This window comes from Streptomyces mabaensis, assembly GCF_053763515.1.
Map to the genome: position 1 here is coordinate 46,417 of NZ_JBSOPZ010000026.1, position 18,871 is coordinate 65,287.

Consider the following 18,871-nt stretch of genomic DNA (forward strand, 5'->3'; position numbering starts at 1 on the left):
GGCTCGGACGGTGGTGGGCCGGGAAGAAGCTCGGACACGGGCGGGCGGGGGCGCTCACGTCGTGCTCTCCGGACGGGCAGTCTTCTGCCACGGGTACTCGGTCTGCCGCAGCGGGTCCGGTCCCGTGAGCGCCTGGGGCTCGGCCAGGGTCGGCGTAACGGGAGCCGCCCCGCCCGCCGTTGCCGCCCCGGAGCCGGTCCCAGCCCCGGTCCCCGCCCCGGTCCCCGGCGCCGCCGCCGTGGGTGACGGCTCCGGCCAGGAGTCCTTCGACCAGTCCCGCAGCGCCCCCGACTCCACCTCGATCTGCGCGCTGAGCGTCGTCAGGTCGTCGTCCGCGAACTGCCGCGCCCGGTCCCGCGCGGCCCACCGCAGCGAGTCCGCCGCATGCGTGATCCGCTCCGTGCGCTCACGCAGGTCCGGCATCCGCTCGGCCACCCGCGCCCGGTCCTGCTCCCGCTCCAGGTGCCTGAGCTCGTCGTCCAGTTCGTGCCCGTGCGCGCTGAGCCGCTCGAAGAGCCCGATCGACTCCTTCAGCGAGGCGTCCTGCCGCACGCCCTCGTTCAGGGCGGTCTGGGTGGACCTCATCGACGTACGCAGCGAAAGCCGCAGCTGGGCGAACTCGCCCGCCAGTCCGCCCTGCCCGAAGCTCTTCGCCCGCAGGGTCGTGTCCTCGACCGTACGGCGCGCCTGGCCGATCGTCCGGTCCACGCCGCGCTTGGCGGCCCCGACCGCCTTGACGCTCACGTACACCCCCAGGCCGACGAAGGCTACGAAGAGCAGCGTCAGGATGAGGATTACGGCGGCTTCCATGAGCGCCCCTTCGATTGCGGTTTCCGTCCCCTCCACCGTAAACGGAACGGGCAGGCCGGGGGTTCCCTCGGAACCCCCAACCTGCCCGTAGGGGAAAGCACCTATGCAGCGGGAAACCTACGCCGGAGCGAGCGGAAACCTACGCCGGAACGATGTTGACCAGCTTCGGCGCCCGCACGATCACCTTGCGGATCCCGGCCCCGCCCAGCGCCGCGACCACCGCCTCGTCGGACACCGCCAGCCGCTCCAGCTCGTCGTCGCCGATGCCCGGAGACACCTCCAGCCGCGCCCTGACCTTGCCCTTGACCTGTACGACACAGGTCACGGTCTCGTCCACCACATACGCCGGGTCGGCCACCGGGAAGTCCTGGTGCACCACCGAGTCCGGGTGGCCCAGCTTGTGCCACAGCTCCTCGGCGATGTGCGGCGCCAGCGGGGCGATCAGCCGCACCAGCTGCTCCGCGACGCCGCGCGAGAGCGGGCCGCCCGCCTTCGTCAGGTGGTTGTTCAGCTCGGTGATCTTGGCGATGGCTGTGTTGAAGCGCAGCCCGGCCATGTCCTGCCCGGCCCCGTCGATCGCCTTGTGCAGCGCCCGCAGGGTGTCCTCGTCCGGCTCCGCGTCCACGACAGTGACCTCGCCGGTCGTCTCGTCGACGACATTGCGCCACAGCCGCTGCAGCAGCCGGTACTGGCCGACGACGGCCCGGGTGTCCCACGGCCGTGAGACGTCCAGCGGGCCCATCGCCATCTCGTACAGCCGCAGCGTGTCCGCGCCGTACTCCGAGCAGATCTCGTCCGGAGTGACCGCGTTCTTCAGGGACTTGCCCATCTTGCCCAGCTCGCGCTTGACCGGCTCGCCCTCGAAGAAGTACTTCCCGTCCCGCTCCTCGACCTCGGTGGCCGCCACCGGGAAACCGCGGGCGTCCCGGTACACGTACGCCTGGATCATGCCCTGGTTGTACAGCTTGTGGAACGGCTCGGGGGACGAGATGTGTCCCAGGTCGAACAGCACCTTGGACCAGAACCGCGCGTACAGCAGGTGCAGTACGGCATGCTCGGCGCCGCCGACGTACAGGTCGACACCGCCGTGCGGCATGCCCTCACGCGGCCCCATCCAGTACTGCTCGATGGCCGGGTCGACCAGCTTCTCGCTGTTGTGCGGGTCCAGGTAGCGCAGCTCGTACCAGCACGAACCGGCCCAGTTCGGCATGGTGTTGGTCTCGCGGCGGTAGCGGCGCGGGCCGGCGCCGTCGCCCAGGTCCAGCTCCACACGGACCCAGTCGTCCTTGCGGGACAACGGGGTCTCCGGAGAGGTGTCGGCGTCGTCCGCGTCGAAGGTGCGCGGCGAGTAGTCGTCGACCTCCGGCAGTTCCAGCGGCAGCATCGACTCGGGCAGCGCGTGCGCGACGCCGTCCTCGTCGTAGACGATCGGGAAGGGCTCGCCCCAGTAGCGCTGGCGGCTGAACAGCCAGTCGCGCAGCCGGAAGTTGATGGTGCCTTCGCCGATGCCGCGCCTGACCAGCCATTCGGTGATCTTCGCCTTGGCCTCGGCGACACCCAGACCGTTCAGCGAGATCTCGTCGTTGGCGGAGTTGATCGCGGGGCCCTGGCCGGTGAAGGCCTCACCCTCCCAGCCCTCCGGCGGCTGGACCGTACGGATGATGGGCAGCCCGAAGGCCTCCGCGAACTCCCAGTCGCGCTCGTCCTGTCCGGGGACGGCCATGATGGCGCCGGTGCCGTAGCCCATCAGTACGTAGTCGGCGACGAAGACCGGGATCCGCTCGCCGGTGACCGGGTTCAGGGCGTGGGCGCCGGTGAAGACACCGGTCTTGTCCTTGTGCTCGGTCTGCCGCTCGACGTCGCTCTTGGTCTGGGCCTGCTTGCGGTACGCGGCGACGGCCTCGGCAGGGGTGGCGGCGCCGCCCGTCCAGGCCTCGTTGGTGCCCTGCGGCCACTCGGCCGGGACGATGGAGTCGATCAGGCCGTGCTCGGGCGCCAGCACCATGTAGGTGGCGCCGAACAGGGTGTCGGGCCGCGTGGTGAAGACCGTGACCCGCTCGCCACCCCCAGCGTCGCCGCCGTCACGGCCATCACGGCCGTCGACGGAGAAGTGGACGCGCGCTCCCTCGCTCCGCCCGATCCAGTTGCGCTGCTGCAGCTTGATCGCCTCGGGCCAGTCCAGTGCGTCCAGGTCGTCCAGCAGCCGGTCCGCGTAGGCGGTGATGCGCATGTTCCACTGGCGCAGCTTGGCCTTGAAGACCGGGAAGTTGCCGCGCTCGGAGCGGCCGTCCGCGGTGACCTCCTCGTTGGCCAGTACGGTGCCCAGCCCCGGGCACCAGTTGACCGGCGCGTCGGAGGCGTACGCCAGCCGGTACTCGCCCAGGATGTCGGCGCGCTCCAGGGCGCTCAGCCCGCTCCACGCGCGCCCCCCGGGGAGGGCGCGCTCGCCGCTCTCGAACTGCGCCACCAGTGCGTCGATCGGCCGCGCGCGCTTCGCCTCCTCGTCGTACCAGGAGTTGAAGATCTGCACGAAGATCCACTGGGTCCACTTGTAGTAGTCCGGGTCGATCGTCGCGAAGGACCGGCGCTTGTCGTGGCCCAGGCCCAGCCGGCGCAGCTGGACCTTCATGTTCTCGATGTTGGCCTCGGTGGACACCCGCGGGTGCGTACCGGTCTGGACGGCGTACTGCTCGGCGGGCAGGCCGAACGCGTCGAAGCCCAGGGTGTGCAGGACGTTGTGGCCGGTCATGCGCTGGTGGCGGGCGAAGACGTCGGTGGCGATGTAGCCCAGCGGGTGGCCGACGTGCAGTCCCGCACCCGAGGGGTACGGGAACATGTCCATGATGAACTTCTTGGGCCGCGCGGCGATCTGCGGGTCACCCGCCAGGTCACCGCTCGGGTTGGGCGCCTCGTACGTACCCTCGGCGTCCCAGAAGTCCTGCCAGCGTGCCTCGATGTCGGCGGCCATGGCAGCCGTATAGCGGTGCGCTGCGGCCACGTCGGCGGCAGCGGTATTCGTCTCGCTCATGATCCTTAAAGCTCCATCGATCGTCTCTGCCAGCAAACGAAAAAACCCCTCGCACAGGAGGGGACGCCGCGCCGATTCCGACCGGATGTGTTCACCGGTCGGGACTGATCAGCGCGGCTCGCTAAGCAGAAGGCGTACGGCACGCATGGCGTCAGGGTACCGCAGCGCCCGGAGCGGCCGCACCGAGTAGTCGCGCGACCACATCCGCCCTGGTTACCCCGCGTAACGGACGCTATCGGGGCAACACCCGAGCACATGTGCGCCTTGAGTGCTCTGCAAAAGCTCAAACCGCGTACTGGCTGGTATTGCTCGACCTAGCATGCCGAATCGGGACCGCTTTCCCGGAGCATTCGGAGTCGCACCCATGAACCCTCGTCGCAAGACCCGCTCGACCCCCGCCCTACCCGCCGTGAGCTTCAGTCCGCGCGTCGCCATATCGATCGCGGTGCCGTTGCTCATCCCCCTGATAGCCGTCGTCGGGAGCGACGATTTCCGCGCCGCGCTCGACTTCACCACCGGCGTGCTCTGCCTGGTGTCACTCACCGCCTCGGTCGCCTGGGGCCTGCTCGCCACCGACCGGCTGCTGCTGTCCCCCCGCCACCGGCTGGTGGCCCAGGGCATCCACCGGACCACCGCGATCGCCTCGCTCGGCTTCCTGCTGCTGCACGCCTCCGTCAAGGTGACGCTCGACCATGTGGGGCCGCTCGGCGCACTGATCCCCTTCGGAATGGGCTTCACCGGCACATCCGGCCTGATCGGCCTCGGCTCACTGGCCGGCTACCTCATGGTCATCGCCGCCACCACCGGCGCGCTGCGCCGCGCCTTCGCCACCCCGGGCAGGATCGCCGGCCGCTGGCGGGCCTTCCACATGCTCGCCTACCCCGCGTGGTGCGCCGGCCTGACGCACGGGTTGTACGCGGGCCGTCCCGCGGCGACCTGGGTGACGGTCATGTACTCGCTCTGCGTGGTGGCCGCCGCGGGCGCGGTCGCCGTACGCCTGCTGCCGGCACCGGTCCAGCGCGGCCTGGCGGACCGGGTGACCGCGCTGGTCAAGCCCGGCAACGTACCGAACGCGCCGGCCGAGGCCCAGGCGCAGGCCGTCCCCTCGCAGCCCATGGCACCGCGCGCCGAGCGTGCGGCGATGCCGCCGTTGCAGCGGATGCCCGCGCCGATGCCCCCGCTGTACGAGGCTCCGCCGCGCCCCGCGGCCGGCCTCACCATGGGCGCCGACACCGGCATCTCGGCGGCCTACCGCGCCGTCTCCGCGGCGGCGAGCACCGGGCAGATCCCCCGGATCGAGAGCACCGGACAGATCCCGCTCGCGGAGCGGATCCCGATGACCGAGGAGCTGCCGGTCGTTCCGCCCGCACCCGACTACGCGCCACGGTCGCAGCCGGGCGGGCGCTGGCCCGCACCGTCCCCGCCCCCGCCCGCACCCGTCCGCGCTCCGGACGACACCGAACCACTGCCGGGACCCTTCCAGCCGCCCATGGCCGGTGAACCCTGGCACGCACCCGCAGGAGAACGACCTTGAACGCCCCCCTCCCCGACGTGCCCGAAGTCCGCGTCGTCGGCCTCCCCCAGCTGACGACCGGATTCGACCTCGTCGAGCGCCTCGATCTCTCCATGCACCTCAAGGTGCATGGCCCGCTGGAGCCGGTGACCGGGGAGCGCCTGGCCCAGCTCGCCGAGACGATATCCCTGCGCGGCCGCGGGGGCGCCGGCTTCCCGTTCGGCCAGAAGCTGCGCGCGGTGGCCAAGGCCGCGATCCGCCGTGGAGTCCGCCCGGTGGTGGTCGTCAACGGCAGCGAGGGCGAGCCGCCGTGCCGCAAGGACACGGTGATGCTCAACCGGGCGCCGCACCTGATCCTGGACGGCGCCCTGCTCGCCGCCGAGGCGCTCGGCGCCCGGCAGCTGATCGTCGGCGTCACCCGCAACTCCACCGAGGCGTCCATCCGCGCCGCGCTGGCCGAGCGCGGACTGTCCGACCGCCCGACCCGGCGCGGCAACCAGCTGCGCGCCCGGGTGGTACGGACCCCCGAGCGCATGGTCTCCGGCGAGGCCTCGTCCCTGATCCGCGCGGTCAACGGCGGCCCGGCGCTGCCGCCCGGCCGCCGTGAGCGCGCCTCCGAGTCCGGTGTGGGCGGGCTGCCGACGCTGCTGTCCAACGCCGAGACGTTCGCGCAGCTCGCCGTCGCCGCCCGGATCGGCACCGACCGGTACGGCAACACCGGCCTGCCGGGCGAGCCCGGCACCGTACTGCTCACGATCTCCGGCGCGGTCGCCCGCCCGATGGTCGTCGAGGTGCCCACGGGCGTTCCGCTGCGTTACGTGCTCCAGCTGGCCGGCGCCCCGCCGCTGCCGCAGGGCGTGCTGACCGGCGGCTACCACGGCAACTGGATCGACGCGGTCTCCGCGCACGGCGCGGTCATCTCCCGCGAGTCCTTCTCCTCCGTCGGCGGCGCGCTGGGCGCGGGCGCGATCCTGCCGATCGGCCCGGAGACCTGCCCGCTCGGCGAGGCCCAGCGGGTGGCGAACTGGCTGGCCGCCGAGACGGCCGGCCAGTGCGGCCCCTGCCGGCTCGGCCTGCCCGCCGCCGCCGGTGGGCTGTCGGACGTACTGAACGGCGGCGGCCAGGCCGCGCTGGAGGCGCTGCGCGAGGTCATGCAGGCCGTCCGCGGCCGCGGCGCGTGCAAGCACCCCGACGGCTCGGTGCGCTTCTTCATGTCGACCCTGTCCGCCTTCACCGACGACCTGGCCGCGCATGTGCTGGCCGGCGGCTGCGGACGCGAGACGACGGGTGTACTGCCGCTGCCCGCCCCGGGTTACGAGGAGGAGGGCATCCCCACCGGCGAGAAGATCGCCGTGGACTGGACGCTGTGCAAGGGCCACGGCCTGTGCGCGGACATCGTCCCCGAACTGATCCGGCTCGGCCCCGACGGCTACCCGGCGCTCGCGGACGCCGCGGTGCCGATGCATCTGCAGGGACGGGCCCAGCGGGCGGTGAGCCGGTGCCCCGCGCTGGCCCTGCGCATCGAGGCGGCCCCGCCCGAGCGGCCCGCGCGCCCGGCGCTGCCGCGCAGCGACCGCAAGGCCCTTGGCAGCGGCCAGGGTTGACGGATTGACGGAGCAACGAGAAGCGGGGAACCCAACCCAGGTGGGCCCCTTCTCGTGTTCGCGACTCTCTGACGAGGCGGGGGGGGTTTTTTGGAGATAAGGAGAAACGAACCCCACAGAAGGAAGGTGTGGGGAAGGGAGAGGGGGTGGGGGGGGTAAGGAGTAGAGATGAGGCGCCCCCCCTTTTCATTTCCCCCCGCTTCTCGTGTCCGCGACTCTCGGACGAGTCGGGGGACTTTCTGTGGAGCTAAGGAGAATTGAACTCCTGACCTCCTGCATGCCATGCAGGCGCTCTACCAACTGAGCTATAGCCCCTTGCTGTGGTCCGCGGGGTTTCCCCCGGCGGCGACGCCAACATTACACGGTCTCCCCTGTGCTCCACCAAATCGTTTCCGGTCTGTACAGATTCGGGCGCTACTGTCTGCGATCGTGACCGTGACCGTGATCGCGCGCACCGCCGCGCGCCGGGCCCTTGCCGAGCGCCCTGTCCTCGTCGCCGCGTCGGCCTGCCTGCTGTCCTTCGCGGTCTTCTGCGCCGCGCAGCGCGTGGCCGAGGTGTCGATGATCGACCTGCTGGTCTACCGGGCCGAGGGTGAGGCGGTACGAGCCGGCGCCGACCTCTACGCGATGCGCACGACCACCGCGAACCTGCCGACCACCTACCCGCCGTTCGCGGCTCTGCTCTTCACCCCCCTGACGCTGCTCGGGGTCCCGGAGATGCGGGCCCTCGGCACCGCCGCCAACCTCCTGTTGGTCGTCGCACTCGCACATCTCTCCCTGCGTCTCGTCGGCCTGGACCGGCCCGGGGCACTGTGGTGGACGGCCGCCGCCGCGGTGTGGTGCGAGCCGGTGTGGTCGACCCTGCGGTACGGACAGGTCAACCTGCTGCTGACGGTGGCGGTGCTGTGGGACTTCACCCGCAGGGACGGCCACCGTTGGGCGGGCGCCGGGATCGGTCTCGCCGCCGCGGTCAAGCTCACCCCGGCCCTGTTCGCCGTCCTCCTGCTGGCGGCGGGGCTCGTACAGGCAGCCCGGCACCGGACCTGGAACCCATGGCTTCGGCAGGCCGCGGTGGCGACCGCGACCTTCGCGACCGCAACCGTCGGGGCGGCTGTCGTGCTCCCCCGCGACTCCCGCCGCTACTGGACCGAGATGGTGTTCGTCGCAAGCCGGGTCGGCCAGGCCGAGGACACCGCCAACCAGTCCCTGCGCGGGGTGCTGGCCCGGCTGCTGCACACCGGCGATCCGGGGTGGTGGTGGACGGCCGCGGCCGGCCTGGTCGCGGTGGCGGGGCTCGCCGTCGCCGTGACGGCGGCACTGCGCGGCGACACGGCCGGCGCGGTGGTCGGCTGCGCGGCGACCGCACTGCTGATCAGCCCGGTCTCCTGGTCGCACCACTGGGTCTGGTGCGTGCCGATGCTGGCCCTGCTGGCCGCGCGGGCTCGTACGCCCTGGGTGGCCTGTGTGGCCCTGGTCTTCTGCTCGTACACGTTGTGGTGGATTCCGCACGGCACAGGACGTCCGGAACTCGCCCTCAGCGGCGGCCAGATGGCGCTGTCGGCCCTCTACGCGCTCGCGGCGGCCGGCGTGCTGCTCACGCTGTGGCGAACGAATAGAACCGTTTGAGCGTGCAGTGCTCGTCGAGCAGCCTGCCGTAGATCGGCTCCCCTTCGAGTTCCCGGTAGGTCTCGATGGGGTCGCCCTTTATGATCAGCGCCCGCGCGCACTCCTCGCACCAGTACTGGTAGTCCGGGTTGATCGGTTCCATGTCCCGGACGATCGGGGTACCGCCGCCGCACCAATCGCATTTCCGCCTGTGTGCACCCATGCGTCAGCTCCAGCTGTGGCCGCAGGCCGTACACACGTAGGAGATCCCCCCGTTGTCGCCGAGCACTTGGGCCACATGACCGGAACCGCAGGACGGGCACTTGAGGCGAGTGCGGGCCGCCGCTCTGCCGAGCAGGTCACGGACCTCCCCGAGGATGCTCGCGGGCATCACACTTCCCTCCCGTTCGGGCCGTCGTCCCCCTCCGGCGGTCCGATTCTGCCATGGCTCCGCAAGGGGGTCAGCGGGGTCGCGGTAGGAGACCGGCCACAGCGCCGAAGTGTCCCGAATATCGCCGCCCGGTCGGCCGGCCTAGGTTCTGTCCGGCCGATCAGGCTGGATCAGCGAGCGGCGTCTGGTGCGTGCAGCTGCAAGGCGGCCGGATTCGCCCATAGCGGAGCTATGGGTGGATGTGGCCAACGCGGCAGATGTGCGTGCCAGACGACGGGAGCCCAGCATGATCGGCCGGACAGGGCCTAGCTGAGTGACCGTCACCGGCAGCCCGCCGGCAGGACAGCACGGCGTCGGGAACGGCAGAATCCCGCCCCCCATGGATGGGGGACGGGATCCGGTTGTGGAGCTAAGGAGAATTGAACTCCTGACCTCCTGCATGCCATGCAGGCGCTCTACCAACTGAGCTATAGCCCCGCTGTTCGCTGTCTTCGGTGTTTCCGCGCCGCGAACAAGAAGAACTTTAGCCTGCGACCAGCCAGAAAGTGAAATCCGGTCCGGGCGGCTCCGGGGCGGCCTCTGGGGCGGCTCCCGGGCCGCCTCAGTCGTCGTCGCCGAGCACCGGCTCCGGCAGCGTTCCGGCGTTGTGCTCCAGCAGGCGCCAGCCGCGCGCGCCCTGGCCCAGCACCGACCAGCAGCAGTTGGACAGACCGCCGAGGCTCTCCCAGTGCGTCGAGTCCAGACCGAGCAGACGCCCGATCGTCGTACGGATCGTGCCGCCGTGGCTGACGACCACCAGCGTGCCGTTCTCCGGCAGCTTCTCGGCATGGCTCAGTACGACGGGGGCGGCCCGGTCGGCCACCTCGGTCTCCAGTTCGCCGCCACCGCGCCGCACGGGCTCGCCGCGCTTCCACGCCGTGTACTGCTCGCCGTACTGCCCGAGGATCTCGTCGTGGGTCAGGCCCTGCCAGGCGCCGGCGTACGTCTCGCGCAGGGCGGAGTCGTGCGCGACGCCGAGGCCGGTGACCGCCGCCAGCTCGGCCGCGGTGGCCGCCGCCCGCTTGAGGTCGGAGGCGACGATCGCGTCCGGCCTCAGCGAGGCGAGCAGCCGGGCAGCCCGGCGGGCCTGGGACAGCCCGGTGTCGGTCAGTTCGATGTCCGTGGACCCCTGGAAACGGCGCTCCAGATTCCAGGAGGTCTGGCCGTGCCGCCACAGGACAATGCGGCGGCCGGTGCCGCCCTTGGTGCCGTTCAGCTCAGCTCACCGTCCAGATCGCCCTGGTGCAGCTGGGCGTGCTCCTCGGCCTTGCCGCGGGTCTTGAGGGCGTCCTCGGGGAGCGCCAGCTCGGGGCAGTCCTTCCACAGGCGCTCGAGGGCGTAGAAGACACGCTCCTCGCTGTGCTGGACGTGCACGACGATGTCCACGTAGTCGAGCAGGATCCAGCGGGCGTCGCGGTCGCCCTCGCGGCGCACCGGCTTGGCGCCGAGCTCCTTCTGGAGCCGCTCCTCGATCTCGTCGACGATCGACTTGACCTGGCGGTCGTTGGGGGCCGAGGCGAGCAGGAATGCATCGGTGATCGACAGCACATCGCTGACGTCGTACGCGATGATGTCGTGCGCGAGCCGGTCGGCCGCCGCCTGGGCGGCGGCGGTGATGAGCTCGATGGAGCGGTCCGTGGCGGTCACAAGCCATGCTTTCGGGTCGGCGGTCAGATCACCTCAAGGGTCTCATGTACCGCCGACACCTCCCGCAGGCATGAACGGACCCTGATCACGCCGCCCGGATCACCCGCCCCGATCACCTGGCCGGATAGTCCCGGCCCAGCACGACCGTGACGTCCGCGTTCGTGGTGCCCTCGGCCTTCTTGACCGAGTCCAGCGGCAGCCCCAGCGTCTTGGCCACCTCCACGGCCTTCGCCTTCTGCGCCGCGTCACGGTAGGTGACCTGCGACGACGCCTGCGACGAGGCCTTGCCGCCGTCCACGAAGGTGTAGCCGCCATTGACCAGCACGACGCGGGCGTCACCGGCCGCTGAGTCGCTGCCGGTGGCGTCCTTGAGGCCGACGCGTACGGCGGAGCCGGGCTCGGGGCTCTTGACCGTGCCGCCGAGGACGTCCTTGACCACCCCGGCCGTCGCCTCCTCGCTCAGCGTGCCGTCGTCCTTGACCGGCAGGACGGCGGTCTTGTAGTCGCCGATCTTGGCGTGCTCGGCGAGCTTCGCCAGCGAGACGCCCAGGTCCTTCTCGGTCAGCGAGGGGTCCAGGATCTGCGCCAGCGTCTCCACCGTGATCGTCGCGGCGGCCGGGTCGTCCGGGATCTTCCGCAGGACGCCGTACATCACCTGCCCGAAGCGCTGCAGCTGCTCCGCCTCCGCCTCGCCCGGTGCGCGGTACGTGGCGTACGCGACCGCCATCGGGCCGCTCAGCGTCTGGGCCTCGCCCTTCTTGACCTCCGGTGTGCCGGCCTTCTTGTCGGCGGGCACCGCGGCGTCCGTGTCGATGTCGATGTTGCCGACCTGCTCGACGAGGTTCTCCAGGTACGGGGTGTCCAGCCGCCAGGTGCCGCCGATGCTGGTACCGAGCACGGTGTCCAGCGATTCCCGCGTACCGGCGAGGCCGTCGTCGTCGACCGACTTGCCGAGGGTGGTGGCCGTGCCGTCGTCGGAGGAGACGGCGAGCGAGTTGGGGAGCAGGACGGTGGTGCCCTGCTTGGTGGTGACGTTGTCGACGAGCAGCGCCGTGGAGGTGCCGCCCTTCTTGGTGTTGTGCAGGTGCACCACGATCACGTCCCGCTTCTGCGGCCCCGTCGCGGTGGTCTGCTTCTTGTCCTCGGACCCGCCGAGGCCGGGGAGCAGGCCCGCGTACCAGAGGTAGCCGACACCGCCCGCCACCACCAGCGCGAGGACGACGGCCAGCGCGACGACCCGGTTGCGGCCGCGGCGCTTGGCCTCTTCGCGCCGCTCGGTGCGGCTCTCGGTGAACTTCAGCCAGTCGATGACGTCTTCGGAGTCCTCGTCCGGCTCCTCGATGAACGAGAACTGCTCGGTCCGGTACTCCTCGTCCTGCGGGGAGCGGCGCGGCTCGGGCACGGAGGGGGCGGGTGCCGGCTCGGGCCGCGGCTGCGGCGGCGATTGCGGCTGCGGCTGCGGCTGCCGGACCTGCTCGGGCGCGGGGGCCTGCTGCGGGATCCACTGCTGGGCGGTGTCGACGGCCTGCTGCTGCCCGGTGGAGTAGTCGTACCCGTAGTCCTGCTGGGGGGCGTACTGCTGCCCGGCGTACGGGTCGTAGCCGCCCTGCTGGGGCTGCTGCGGCTGCTGCTGCTGGGCCTGCTGCGCGTACGGGTCGTAGCCGTACCCCTGCTGTTGTTGCTGGTTCTGCTGGTTCTGCTGGTTCTGCTGGGCGTACGGATCGTACTGCTGGTACACCGGCTGTCCGTACTCGTCGTACCCGACGAACTGCGGCTGCTGGGCGTACGGGTCCTGCGGCGCGTACGGGTCCTGTGGGTTGTTCACCGGTGCCCCTCTCCGTGCTTTCTCGTGCTCCCCGTACGGCCCGAACCGGCCCGGTCTCACTCGCCCCGGTACAGCTCGCGCTTGTCGATGTAGCGCACCACGCCGTCCGGCACCAGATACCAGACCGGATCGCCCTGCGCGACCCTCGCCCGGCAGTCCGTCGACGAGATGGCCAGCGCCGGCACCTCCACCAGGGAGACGCCGCCCTCCGGCAGCCCGTCGTCGGTCAGCAGATGCCCGGGGCGGGTCACGCCGATGAAGTGGGCGAGCGAGAACAGCTCCTCGGCGTTGCGCCAGGTAAGGATCTGGGACAGCGCGTCGGCACCGGTGATGAAGAAAAGATCGGCGTCGCTGTTGAGGGAGCGCAAGTCCCTGAGCGTATCGATCGTGTAGGTGGGCCCGGCACGGTCGATGTCGATGCGGCTCACCGAGAACTGCGGATTGGAGGCCGTGGCGATGACCGTCATGAGGTAGCGGTCCTCGGCCGGCGAGACCGCCTTGTGGGTCTTCTGCCACGGCTGGCCGGTCGGTACGAACACCACCTCGTCCAGGTGGAACAGCGCGGCCACCTCGCTGGCGGCCACCAGGTGTCCGTGGTGGATCGGGTCGAATGTCCCGCCCATCACACCGAGTCGGCGCTTGACCGGAACCGGACCGGTAGGCACTTCCTGCTCTCCCATGCGTGCAGAGCCTACTGGCCCGGTGGAGCGGCCCTGCCTCAGCGGTCGCGGTTGAAGCGGGTGGTGATCCACAGCAGGAGCAGCAGCACGAAGAGCGCGGCGCCGCCCGTGAGGTACGGGTTGAGGCTGGCGTGGTTGCCGCTGTGCTCGCCGCCCTCGGAGGCGAGGGTGACCAGGCTGTGAACGGTGCTCGTGAGGCTCATCTTCGGCAGGACCTATCGGGAGTCGGGAGTCGGAGCGGAGTCTTCGCGCACATCGTATGCGGGCCGCTCGGGCACGCTCACGCCGACTCAGTCGTTGTGGGGGGTATCCAGGCCGCAGACAGGGGGACATCCCATGACAGACAGCAGTCACGACAAGGTTCCGAGCCGCAATCGCCAGCGGTTCCCCGGCATCTCCTCACGGGCGTACGAACACCCCGCGGACCGTTCGGCCCTGGTGGCGCTGCGCAGGCTCACCGGGTTCGACACGGTCTTCAAGGCACTGAGCGGACTGCTGCCGGAGCGGAGCCTGCGACTGCTCTACCTCTCCGACTCGGTCCGGGTGGGCGACGCGCAGTTCAGCCACCTCAACACCATGCTGCGGGACGCGTGTTACATCCTGGACCTGGAGAAGGTCCCCCCGATGTACGTCACGCAGAACCCGCAGCCGAACGCCATGTGCATCGGGCTCGACGAGCCGATCATCGTGGTCACGACGGGCCTGGTGGAACTGCTCGACGAGGAGGAGATGCGCGCGGTCGTGGGCCACGAGGTGGGCCACGCGCTGTCCGGGCACTCCGTCTACCGCACGATTCTGCTGTTTCTCACCAGCCTCGCGCTCAAGGTCGCGTGGATCCCGCTGGGCAATGTCGCGATCATGGCGATCGTCACCGCGCTGCGTGAATGGTTCCGCAAGTCGGAGCTTTCGGCCGACCGGGCGGGACTGCTGGTCGGCCAGGACCTCCAGGCGTCGATGCGCGGCCTGATGAAGATGGCCGGCGGCAACCATCTGCACGAGATGAACGTGGACGCGTTCCTGGCGCAGGCGGAGGAGTACGAGGCGGGGGGCGACCTGCGCGACTCGGTACTGAAGATCCTCAACGTGCTGCCGCGGACGCACCCGTTCACCACCGTGCGGGCGGCCGAGCTGAAGAGGTGGGCGGAGAGCCGCGACTACCAGCGGATCATGGACGGCCACTACCCGCGCCGGGAGGAGGACGGGGAGACGTCCGTCTCCGACTCCTTCCGCCAGTCCGCCGCGCACTACGCGGACACGGTACGCACCAGCAAGGACCCGCTGATGAAGCTGGTGGGCGACATCGCCGGCGGCGCGGGCGACCTGGGCGGCAAGCTGCGTGACCGTTTCACCGGCACCGCCGGCCGCAACGGCACCCCCGGCAGCGCCGGCCCCGACGGCCCGGGAACGGCGGACGGCCCGGGAACGGCGGAGGGCCCGGGAGCGGCGGAGGGCCCCGGCCGGAGCGAGCGCTAGGGGGGCCGGGGGCGGCCGGAGGCTGGCCGGGGCCGGGGGCGGCCGGAGGCAGGCCGGGGCCAGGGGGCGGCCGAAGGCAGGCCGGGGCCAGGGGGCGGCCGGAGGCAGGCCGGGGCCAGGGGGCGGGAGCCGGACGGAGTCCGGGCGGACGCGGTGGGGCCGGGCCGACGCGGTGGAGCCGGGCGGACGCGGTGGAGCCGACACCGGAGCAGGGGCGGGCAGCGCTGGGGCGCGCCGACACCGGGGCGGGTCGACAGCAGGCCGGGGCCGGGTTCGGCGCTGGGGCGCCGACAGCAGGCCGGCCTGGGCGCCGAGGCAAACCCGGCGCCGCGGCGGGCCGACGCCGGCGCCCGGGGCGGGGTCAGCGTTGGTTGGCGGGTTGTGCTGTTGCTGCCAGGGCTCCGCACAGAGACGCCGTGGCGCGGGTGGTCGCGTAGGGGTCCGTGCCGGGCGGGCCCTCGGGCGTCGCCTTCTGGCCCGCCAGCAGCGGCTGGAAGCGACCGGCCGGGTCGGCCGCGCAGGCCTGCGGCCCGGCCTGTACGTACGACCGGTGCAGCTCGGCCCGGTGCGTCCGCAGGTCGTCCCGGTCGAAGCGCAGGTGCAGCTCGCGCCGGACGGTGAACAGGGACGCGCCGTCGGCCCGCCCCGGTGCGGCCGCGGCCTCCCGCACGGCGTAGACGAAGGTGTGGTCGGTGACCACTTCGATCGTGTCGGGGCCGGCCTCCGAGTAGCGCATGGTGCCCCGCACCCGCACCTCCGGATCGGCCGGCACGACCTTCGCCGGATCGAAGCGGACCAGCCAGCCGGTCGCCGCGTGCCGTCCGTCGTCGGCCGGGGTTTCGAGGCTGCGGTCGAACTGCGCCACCTGGTCCGGGTCCAGCAGCACCCGCACCGGCCGGTCCGTGCTGCCGCTGAGCACATCCGGGTCGAGCGAGGACTCGACGAGGTAGTCCTTCGCGGTCGACAGCGCGGTCACCACCTGGCTCTCCGAGAAATGCGAGGTGCGCCGTACGGCCGGCAGAGTGATGCCCGCGGCTCCGACCCGGAAATGCGCCGCCGGACTGCGCTCGAAGAGATCTGCCGGCGTGCCACCCGGCACGGGCCCCTCCGGCTCCAGGGGGATCACCGTCATGCCGAGCGGTTCGGGCCGGCCGGCGGGCAGCGGCGCGTAGGGATGCCGCAGGCCCATGTAGATCGCCGCGCCGAAGGCCAGCGCGATCACGAGGACGAGAGCCAGCGCCTGGCCGGGACCGCGCCGACCCGTCCAGGCCGGGCGGCTGCGGACAGCCGGGGAGTGGTCGGTGATGCGTTCCTGCGCGGAGTACTCCTGGAGCCGGGCAGCACGTACGAACGACTCGTCGAAGACAACGGATCGGTACTCGTCCTCACCACCCGCCGGGACGCCTTCGGGTGTCCCCTCGGGCGGGTCTCCAGGCCCTGCCATACCTTCAGGGTAGGTCGGGCGGGGCCTGCGTAAACGCGTGCGTACACGACAACTTGTGACGAGTTCCGACGCGCACGGACAGGGCCCTGTCAGGGCCTGCGCGGCTCCGCCGGGACCGCCGGTGCGGAGAACTCCGGCGAGGCCGACGGGTCGGCCGGAGCGGGCTGGTCGATACCGGTCGTCGCGGGCGGCGGGATCTGGTCCTGCCGGTTGGCGGCGGCCCCCCGGTAGACGGCCGTGAAGGCCAGCGCCACCATTCCGATGCCCATCAGCAGGGCGAGCAGCCAGGCGACCGGCCGGTGCCAGCGGGCCGAGCCGCGGTACGGGCGCAGGGAGCCGCCGTACGGACCGTAGGCGTCGTCGTCCGGGTCGGCCGGGCAGTGCTCGTCGTCGGGGTACCGGCCGTAGCCGTACTCACCGGTGACGTCCGGCCCGTAGCCGTCGTCGTAGAGGTCCTCGTCGGCGGCGAGACCGCGGGCCCTGGCCCGCGCCGCCTCGGCCTCGGCACGGGCCTGCGCGGCGGCCAGGAGCCGCTCGACGGCGGTCGGTTCGTGGACCTCGGCATTCCGTACGAAGTCCTCGTCGAACACCACGGAGGCGAAGTCCTCGTCCGCGCCCCCGCGGTCGTCGTCAGGCTCCCAGCCGTCCTGAAACGGCTTGCCCCCCACGTCGTCCGGCACGGATCCAGAGTAGACCTGGGGGGTCGCTTTGGGCAGGGAGAGCGGGAATCCGGTGCTTACCCGACGCGGCGGGCCGTCACCGTACGTGACCGTCGCCGGTGACGATGTACTTCGTCGAGGTCAGCTCGGGCAGGCCCATGGGACCGCGTGCGTGCAGCTTCTGCGTCGAGATGCCGATCTCGGCGCCGAAACCGAACTGGCCGCCGTCCGTGAAACGCGTGGACGCGTTCACCGCGACGGTGGTGGAGTCGACCAACTGGGTGAACCGGCGGGCCGCGGCCTGCGAGGTCGTGACGATCGCCTCGGTGTGCCCCGACGTCCACCGGCGGATGTGCCCGACCGCCGCGTCCAGCGAGTCGACCACGGCGGCCGCGATGTCGTACGAGAGGTACTCGGTCTCCCAGTCCTCCGCGGTGGCCGGTACGACGGTGGCCTTGGAGCCCTCGCCGTATGCCAGCACCCGGTCGTCGCCGTGCACGGTCACACCGGCCTCGGCGAGCGCGTCCAGGGCGCGCGGCAGGAAGGTCCCGGCCACGTCCTGGTGGACGAGCAGCGTCTCGGCGGCGTTGCAGACGCTGGGCCGCTGCGCCTTGGAGTTGACCAGGATGTCCACGGCCATGTCGAGGTCGGCCTGCGCGTCCACGTAGACATGGCAGTTCCCGGTGCCGGTCTCGATCACCGGGACGGTGGACTCCTCCACCACGGTACGGATCAGCGAGGCGCCGCCGCGCGGGATCAGTACGTCGACGAGTCCGCGGGCCCGCATCAGCTCACGGACCGAGTCGCGGCTCTCGCCCGGGACCAGCTGGACGGCGTCGGCCGGCAGCCCGGCCCCGGCGATCGCGTCGCGGAGCACCTTCATGAGGGCGGTGTTCGAGGCGTACGCGGAGGACGAGCCGCGCAGCAGCACCGCGTTGCCCGACTTCAGACAGAGGGCGGCGGCGTCGACGGTGACGTTGGGCCGCGCCTCGTAGATGATCCCGACCACGCCCAGCGGGACCCGCACCTGGCGCAGGTCGATGCCGTTGGGCAGGGTCGATCCGCGCACGACCTCGCCGACCGGGTCGGGCAGCGCCACCACGTCCCGGACGTCGGCGGCGATCGCCCGGATCCGCTCCGGGGTCAGCGTCAGCCGGTCGACGACCGTCTCGCTGGTCCCGGCGGCGCGGGCGCGTGCCACGTCCTCGGCGTTGGCCACGACGACCTCGTCCGTCCGCGCCTCGAGCGCGTCGGCGATCGCCAGCAGCGCGGCGTCCTTGGCGGACCGCGGCAGTGGCGCGATCTCGGCGGACGCGGCGCGGGCCCGGTGAGCGGCCTGGATGACCGGGGACTGATCGTCGGCAGGAGTGAGCGAGGTCATGCTCGCAGGGTAGTCCGCCGGAAACCCGGCTCCTTCACGCGTTCCACTTCCCGAGACGGCGCCCGAGACAGCGCCCGAGACGGCAGGACCGCGCGACGGAGCATGCGCCGGCCGGAGCCGGATCGCCCGGTCAGAACGGGTGGACCCCCACCGGCGCGGCCGGCGGCGGGCCGTAGCCCTCGGCGATGCGCTGGTGGTAGGTCTCCCGGTCGATGACCTCCAGGCCCACGATCTCCCACGGCGGCAGCTTCGCGGTGGACCGGTGCTCGCCCCACAGCCGCAGCGCCACCGCCGCGGCGTCGTGCAGGTCGCGCGCCTCCTCCCAGTAGCGGATCTCCGCGTGGTCGTTGGCGTACCTGCTGGTGAGCAGAAAGGGATGGTCGTGAGCGAGCTGTTCCAGCCCGCGCCTGACCTCCTTCAGCGGCGTCTCGGCACCCGAGACGCTGAGCGTGATGTGCCACAGTCTGGACGCGTGGAGCTCCTCCCCACGGGAATCCGCCGTCTGCCGGCCGGCGCCGATACGGCCGCCGGGCCCGACACTGGTCAGTGCACGCTCGGCCTCCCCCACCGCCCTGAAGGCGTGGGAGGTGGCCCCGTCCCGGGGTGTGACCCCTGGGCGCGCTCGTCTCACCGGCGGCCTCCTGTTGAACGTGAACGCTCATCGCTGTACTGCGCCTGCTACTCCCTCGCAACAAAGTTGACCAGCCCGCGGCCCGGCGCGTGGCGGTTTTGCCGAAGCTCCACGTCCGAGGGCGGGACTTTCGGCCGTTTC

16 protein-coding genes and 2 tRNA genes are annotated in these 18,871 nt (G+C 71.6%); 4 read left to right on the plus strand and 14 right to left on the minus strand.

Going from position 1 to position 18,871, the window contains the following annotated elements; genetic code table 11:
• Positions 1-54: 54 nt before the first annotated feature.
• Both ACWV17_RS22750 and leuS read right to left on the minus strand, forming a co-directional pair.
• On the minus strand, positions 55-810 hold the full coding sequence (locus ACWV17_RS22750) for a hypothetical protein (RefSeq protein ID WP_455361212.1): 756 nt from the start codon (positions 808-810) through the stop codon (positions 55-57).
• 139 nt (positions 811-949) lie between these two features.
• Positions 950-3,838, minus strand: a complete 2,889-nt coding sequence (gene leuS / locus ACWV17_RS22755) for a leucine--tRNA ligase (protein WP_455361213.1) — start codon at positions 3,836-3,838, stop codon at positions 950-952.
• A gap of 409 nt (positions 3,839-4,247) precedes the next feature.
• Here leuS and ACWV17_RS22760 point away from each other — a divergent pair, with 409 nt between their 5' ends.
• Both ACWV17_RS22760 and ACWV17_RS22765 read left to right on the plus strand, forming a co-directional pair.
• Complete coding sequence (locus ACWV17_RS22760; RefSeq protein ID WP_455361214.1) at positions 4,248-5,372, plus strand: hypothetical protein; 1,125 nt, start codon at positions 4,248-4,250, stop codon at positions 5,370-5,372.
• Positions 5,369-6,955, plus strand: coding sequence for an NADH-ubiquinone oxidoreductase-F iron-sulfur binding region domain-containing protein (locus tag ACWV17_RS22765; RefSeq protein ID WP_455356412.1), 1,587 nt, complete (start codon positions 5,369-5,371; stop codon positions 6,953-6,955). Before ACWV17_RS22760 ends, ACWV17_RS22765 begins: the two co-directional genes overlap by 4 nt.
• Before the next feature lie 242 nt (positions 6,956-7,197).
• On the opposite strand, the gene ACWV17_RS22770 is transcribed toward ACWV17_RS22765, so the two are convergent.
• Positions 7,198-7,270, minus strand: a tRNA-Ala gene (locus tag ACWV17_RS22770).
• A gap of 114 nt (positions 7,271-7,384) precedes the next feature.
• On the opposite strand from ACWV17_RS22770, the gene ACWV17_RS22775 reads away from it, so the two are divergent.
• On the plus strand, positions 7,385-8,581 hold the full coding sequence (locus ACWV17_RS22775; protein ID WP_455361215.1) for a glycosyltransferase 87 family protein: 1,197 nt from the start codon (positions 7,385-7,387) through the stop codon (positions 8,579-8,581).
• On the opposite strand, the gene ACWV17_RS22780 is transcribed toward ACWV17_RS22775, so the two are convergent.
• The 7 genes from ACWV17_RS22780 to ACWV17_RS22810 all read right to left on the minus strand — a co-directional run bounded on the left by ACWV17_RS22780 (position 8,550) and on the right by ACWV17_RS22810 (position 13,345).
• A complete protein-coding gene (locus ACWV17_RS22780) occupies positions 8,550-8,783 on the minus strand; it encodes a hypothetical protein (protein ID WP_455356414.1) in 234 nt (77 codons plus the stop codon). The genes ACWV17_RS22775 and ACWV17_RS22780 overlap by 32 nt on opposite strands.
• 572 nt (positions 8,784-9,355) lie before the next feature.
• A tRNA-Ala gene (locus ACWV17_RS22785) sits at positions 9,356-9,428 on the minus strand.
• A gap of 124 nt (positions 9,429-9,552) precedes the next feature.
• Positions 9,553-10,206, minus strand: a complete 654-nt coding sequence (locus ACWV17_RS22790; RefSeq protein ID WP_455356428.1) for a histidine phosphatase family protein — start codon at positions 10,204-10,206, stop codon at positions 9,553-9,555.
• Positions 10,203-10,637 carry a ribosome silencing factor gene (gene rsfS, locus ACWV17_RS22795; protein WP_455356416.1) on the minus strand — a complete coding sequence of 145 codons (435 nt, stop codon included), beginning with the start codon at positions 10,635-10,637 and terminating at the stop codon, positions 10,203-10,205. Before rsfS ends, ACWV17_RS22790 begins: the two co-directional genes overlap by 4 nt.
• A gap of 112 nt (positions 10,638-10,749) precedes the next feature.
• On the minus strand, positions 10,750-12,462 hold the full coding sequence (locus ACWV17_RS22800; RefSeq protein ID WP_455361216.1) for an LCP family protein: 1,713 nt from the start codon (positions 12,460-12,462) through the stop codon (positions 10,750-10,752).
• Positions 12,463-12,518: 56 nt separating this feature from the next.
• Entirely contained in the window at positions 12,519-13,142 is a 624-nt protein-coding gene (nadD, locus tag ACWV17_RS22805) for a nicotinate-nucleotide adenylyltransferase (protein WP_455356418.1), read from the minus strand.
• Between the two features lie 38 nt (positions 13,143-13,180).
• Positions 13,181-13,345, minus strand: a complete 165-nt coding sequence (locus ACWV17_RS22810; RefSeq protein WP_455356419.1) for a hypothetical protein — start codon at positions 13,343-13,345, stop codon at positions 13,181-13,183.
• 133 nt (positions 13,346-13,478) lie between these two features.
• Here ACWV17_RS22810 and ACWV17_RS22815 point away from each other — a divergent pair, with 133 nt between their 5' ends.
• Complete coding sequence (locus tag ACWV17_RS22815) at positions 13,479-14,615, plus strand: M48 family metallopeptidase (protein WP_455361217.1); 1,137 nt, start codon at positions 13,479-13,481, stop codon at positions 14,613-14,615.
• A 361-nt stretch (positions 14,616-14,976) separates the two neighbouring features.
• Here the strand turns inward: ACWV17_RS22815 and ACWV17_RS22820 are convergent, their stop codons facing one another.
• From ACWV17_RS22820 to ACWV17_RS22835, 4 genes are all read right to left on the minus strand, one after another.
• Entirely contained in the window at positions 14,977-16,059 is a 1,083-nt protein-coding gene (locus ACWV17_RS22820; protein ID WP_455361218.1) for an SCO2583 family membrane protein, read from the minus strand.
• 89 nt (positions 16,060-16,148) lie between these two features.
• Positions 16,149-16,739: an SCO2584 family spore wall biosynthesis protein gene (locus ACWV17_RS22825; protein WP_455361219.1), complete on the minus strand. Its 591-nt coding sequence runs from the start codon at positions 16,737-16,739 to the stop codon at positions 16,149-16,151.
• 76 nt (positions 16,740-16,815) lie between these two features.
• On the minus strand, positions 16,816-18,099 hold the full coding sequence (locus tag ACWV17_RS22830) for a glutamate-5-semialdehyde dehydrogenase (RefSeq protein ID WP_455356423.1): 1,284 nt from the start codon (positions 18,097-18,099) through the stop codon (positions 16,816-16,818).
• Between the two features lie 130 nt (positions 18,100-18,229).
• On the minus strand, positions 18,230-18,730 hold the full coding sequence (locus tag ACWV17_RS22835) for a hypothetical protein (protein WP_455356424.1): 501 nt from the start codon (positions 18,728-18,730) through the stop codon (positions 18,230-18,232).
• Between the last annotated feature and the right edge of the window lie 141 nt (positions 18,731-18,871).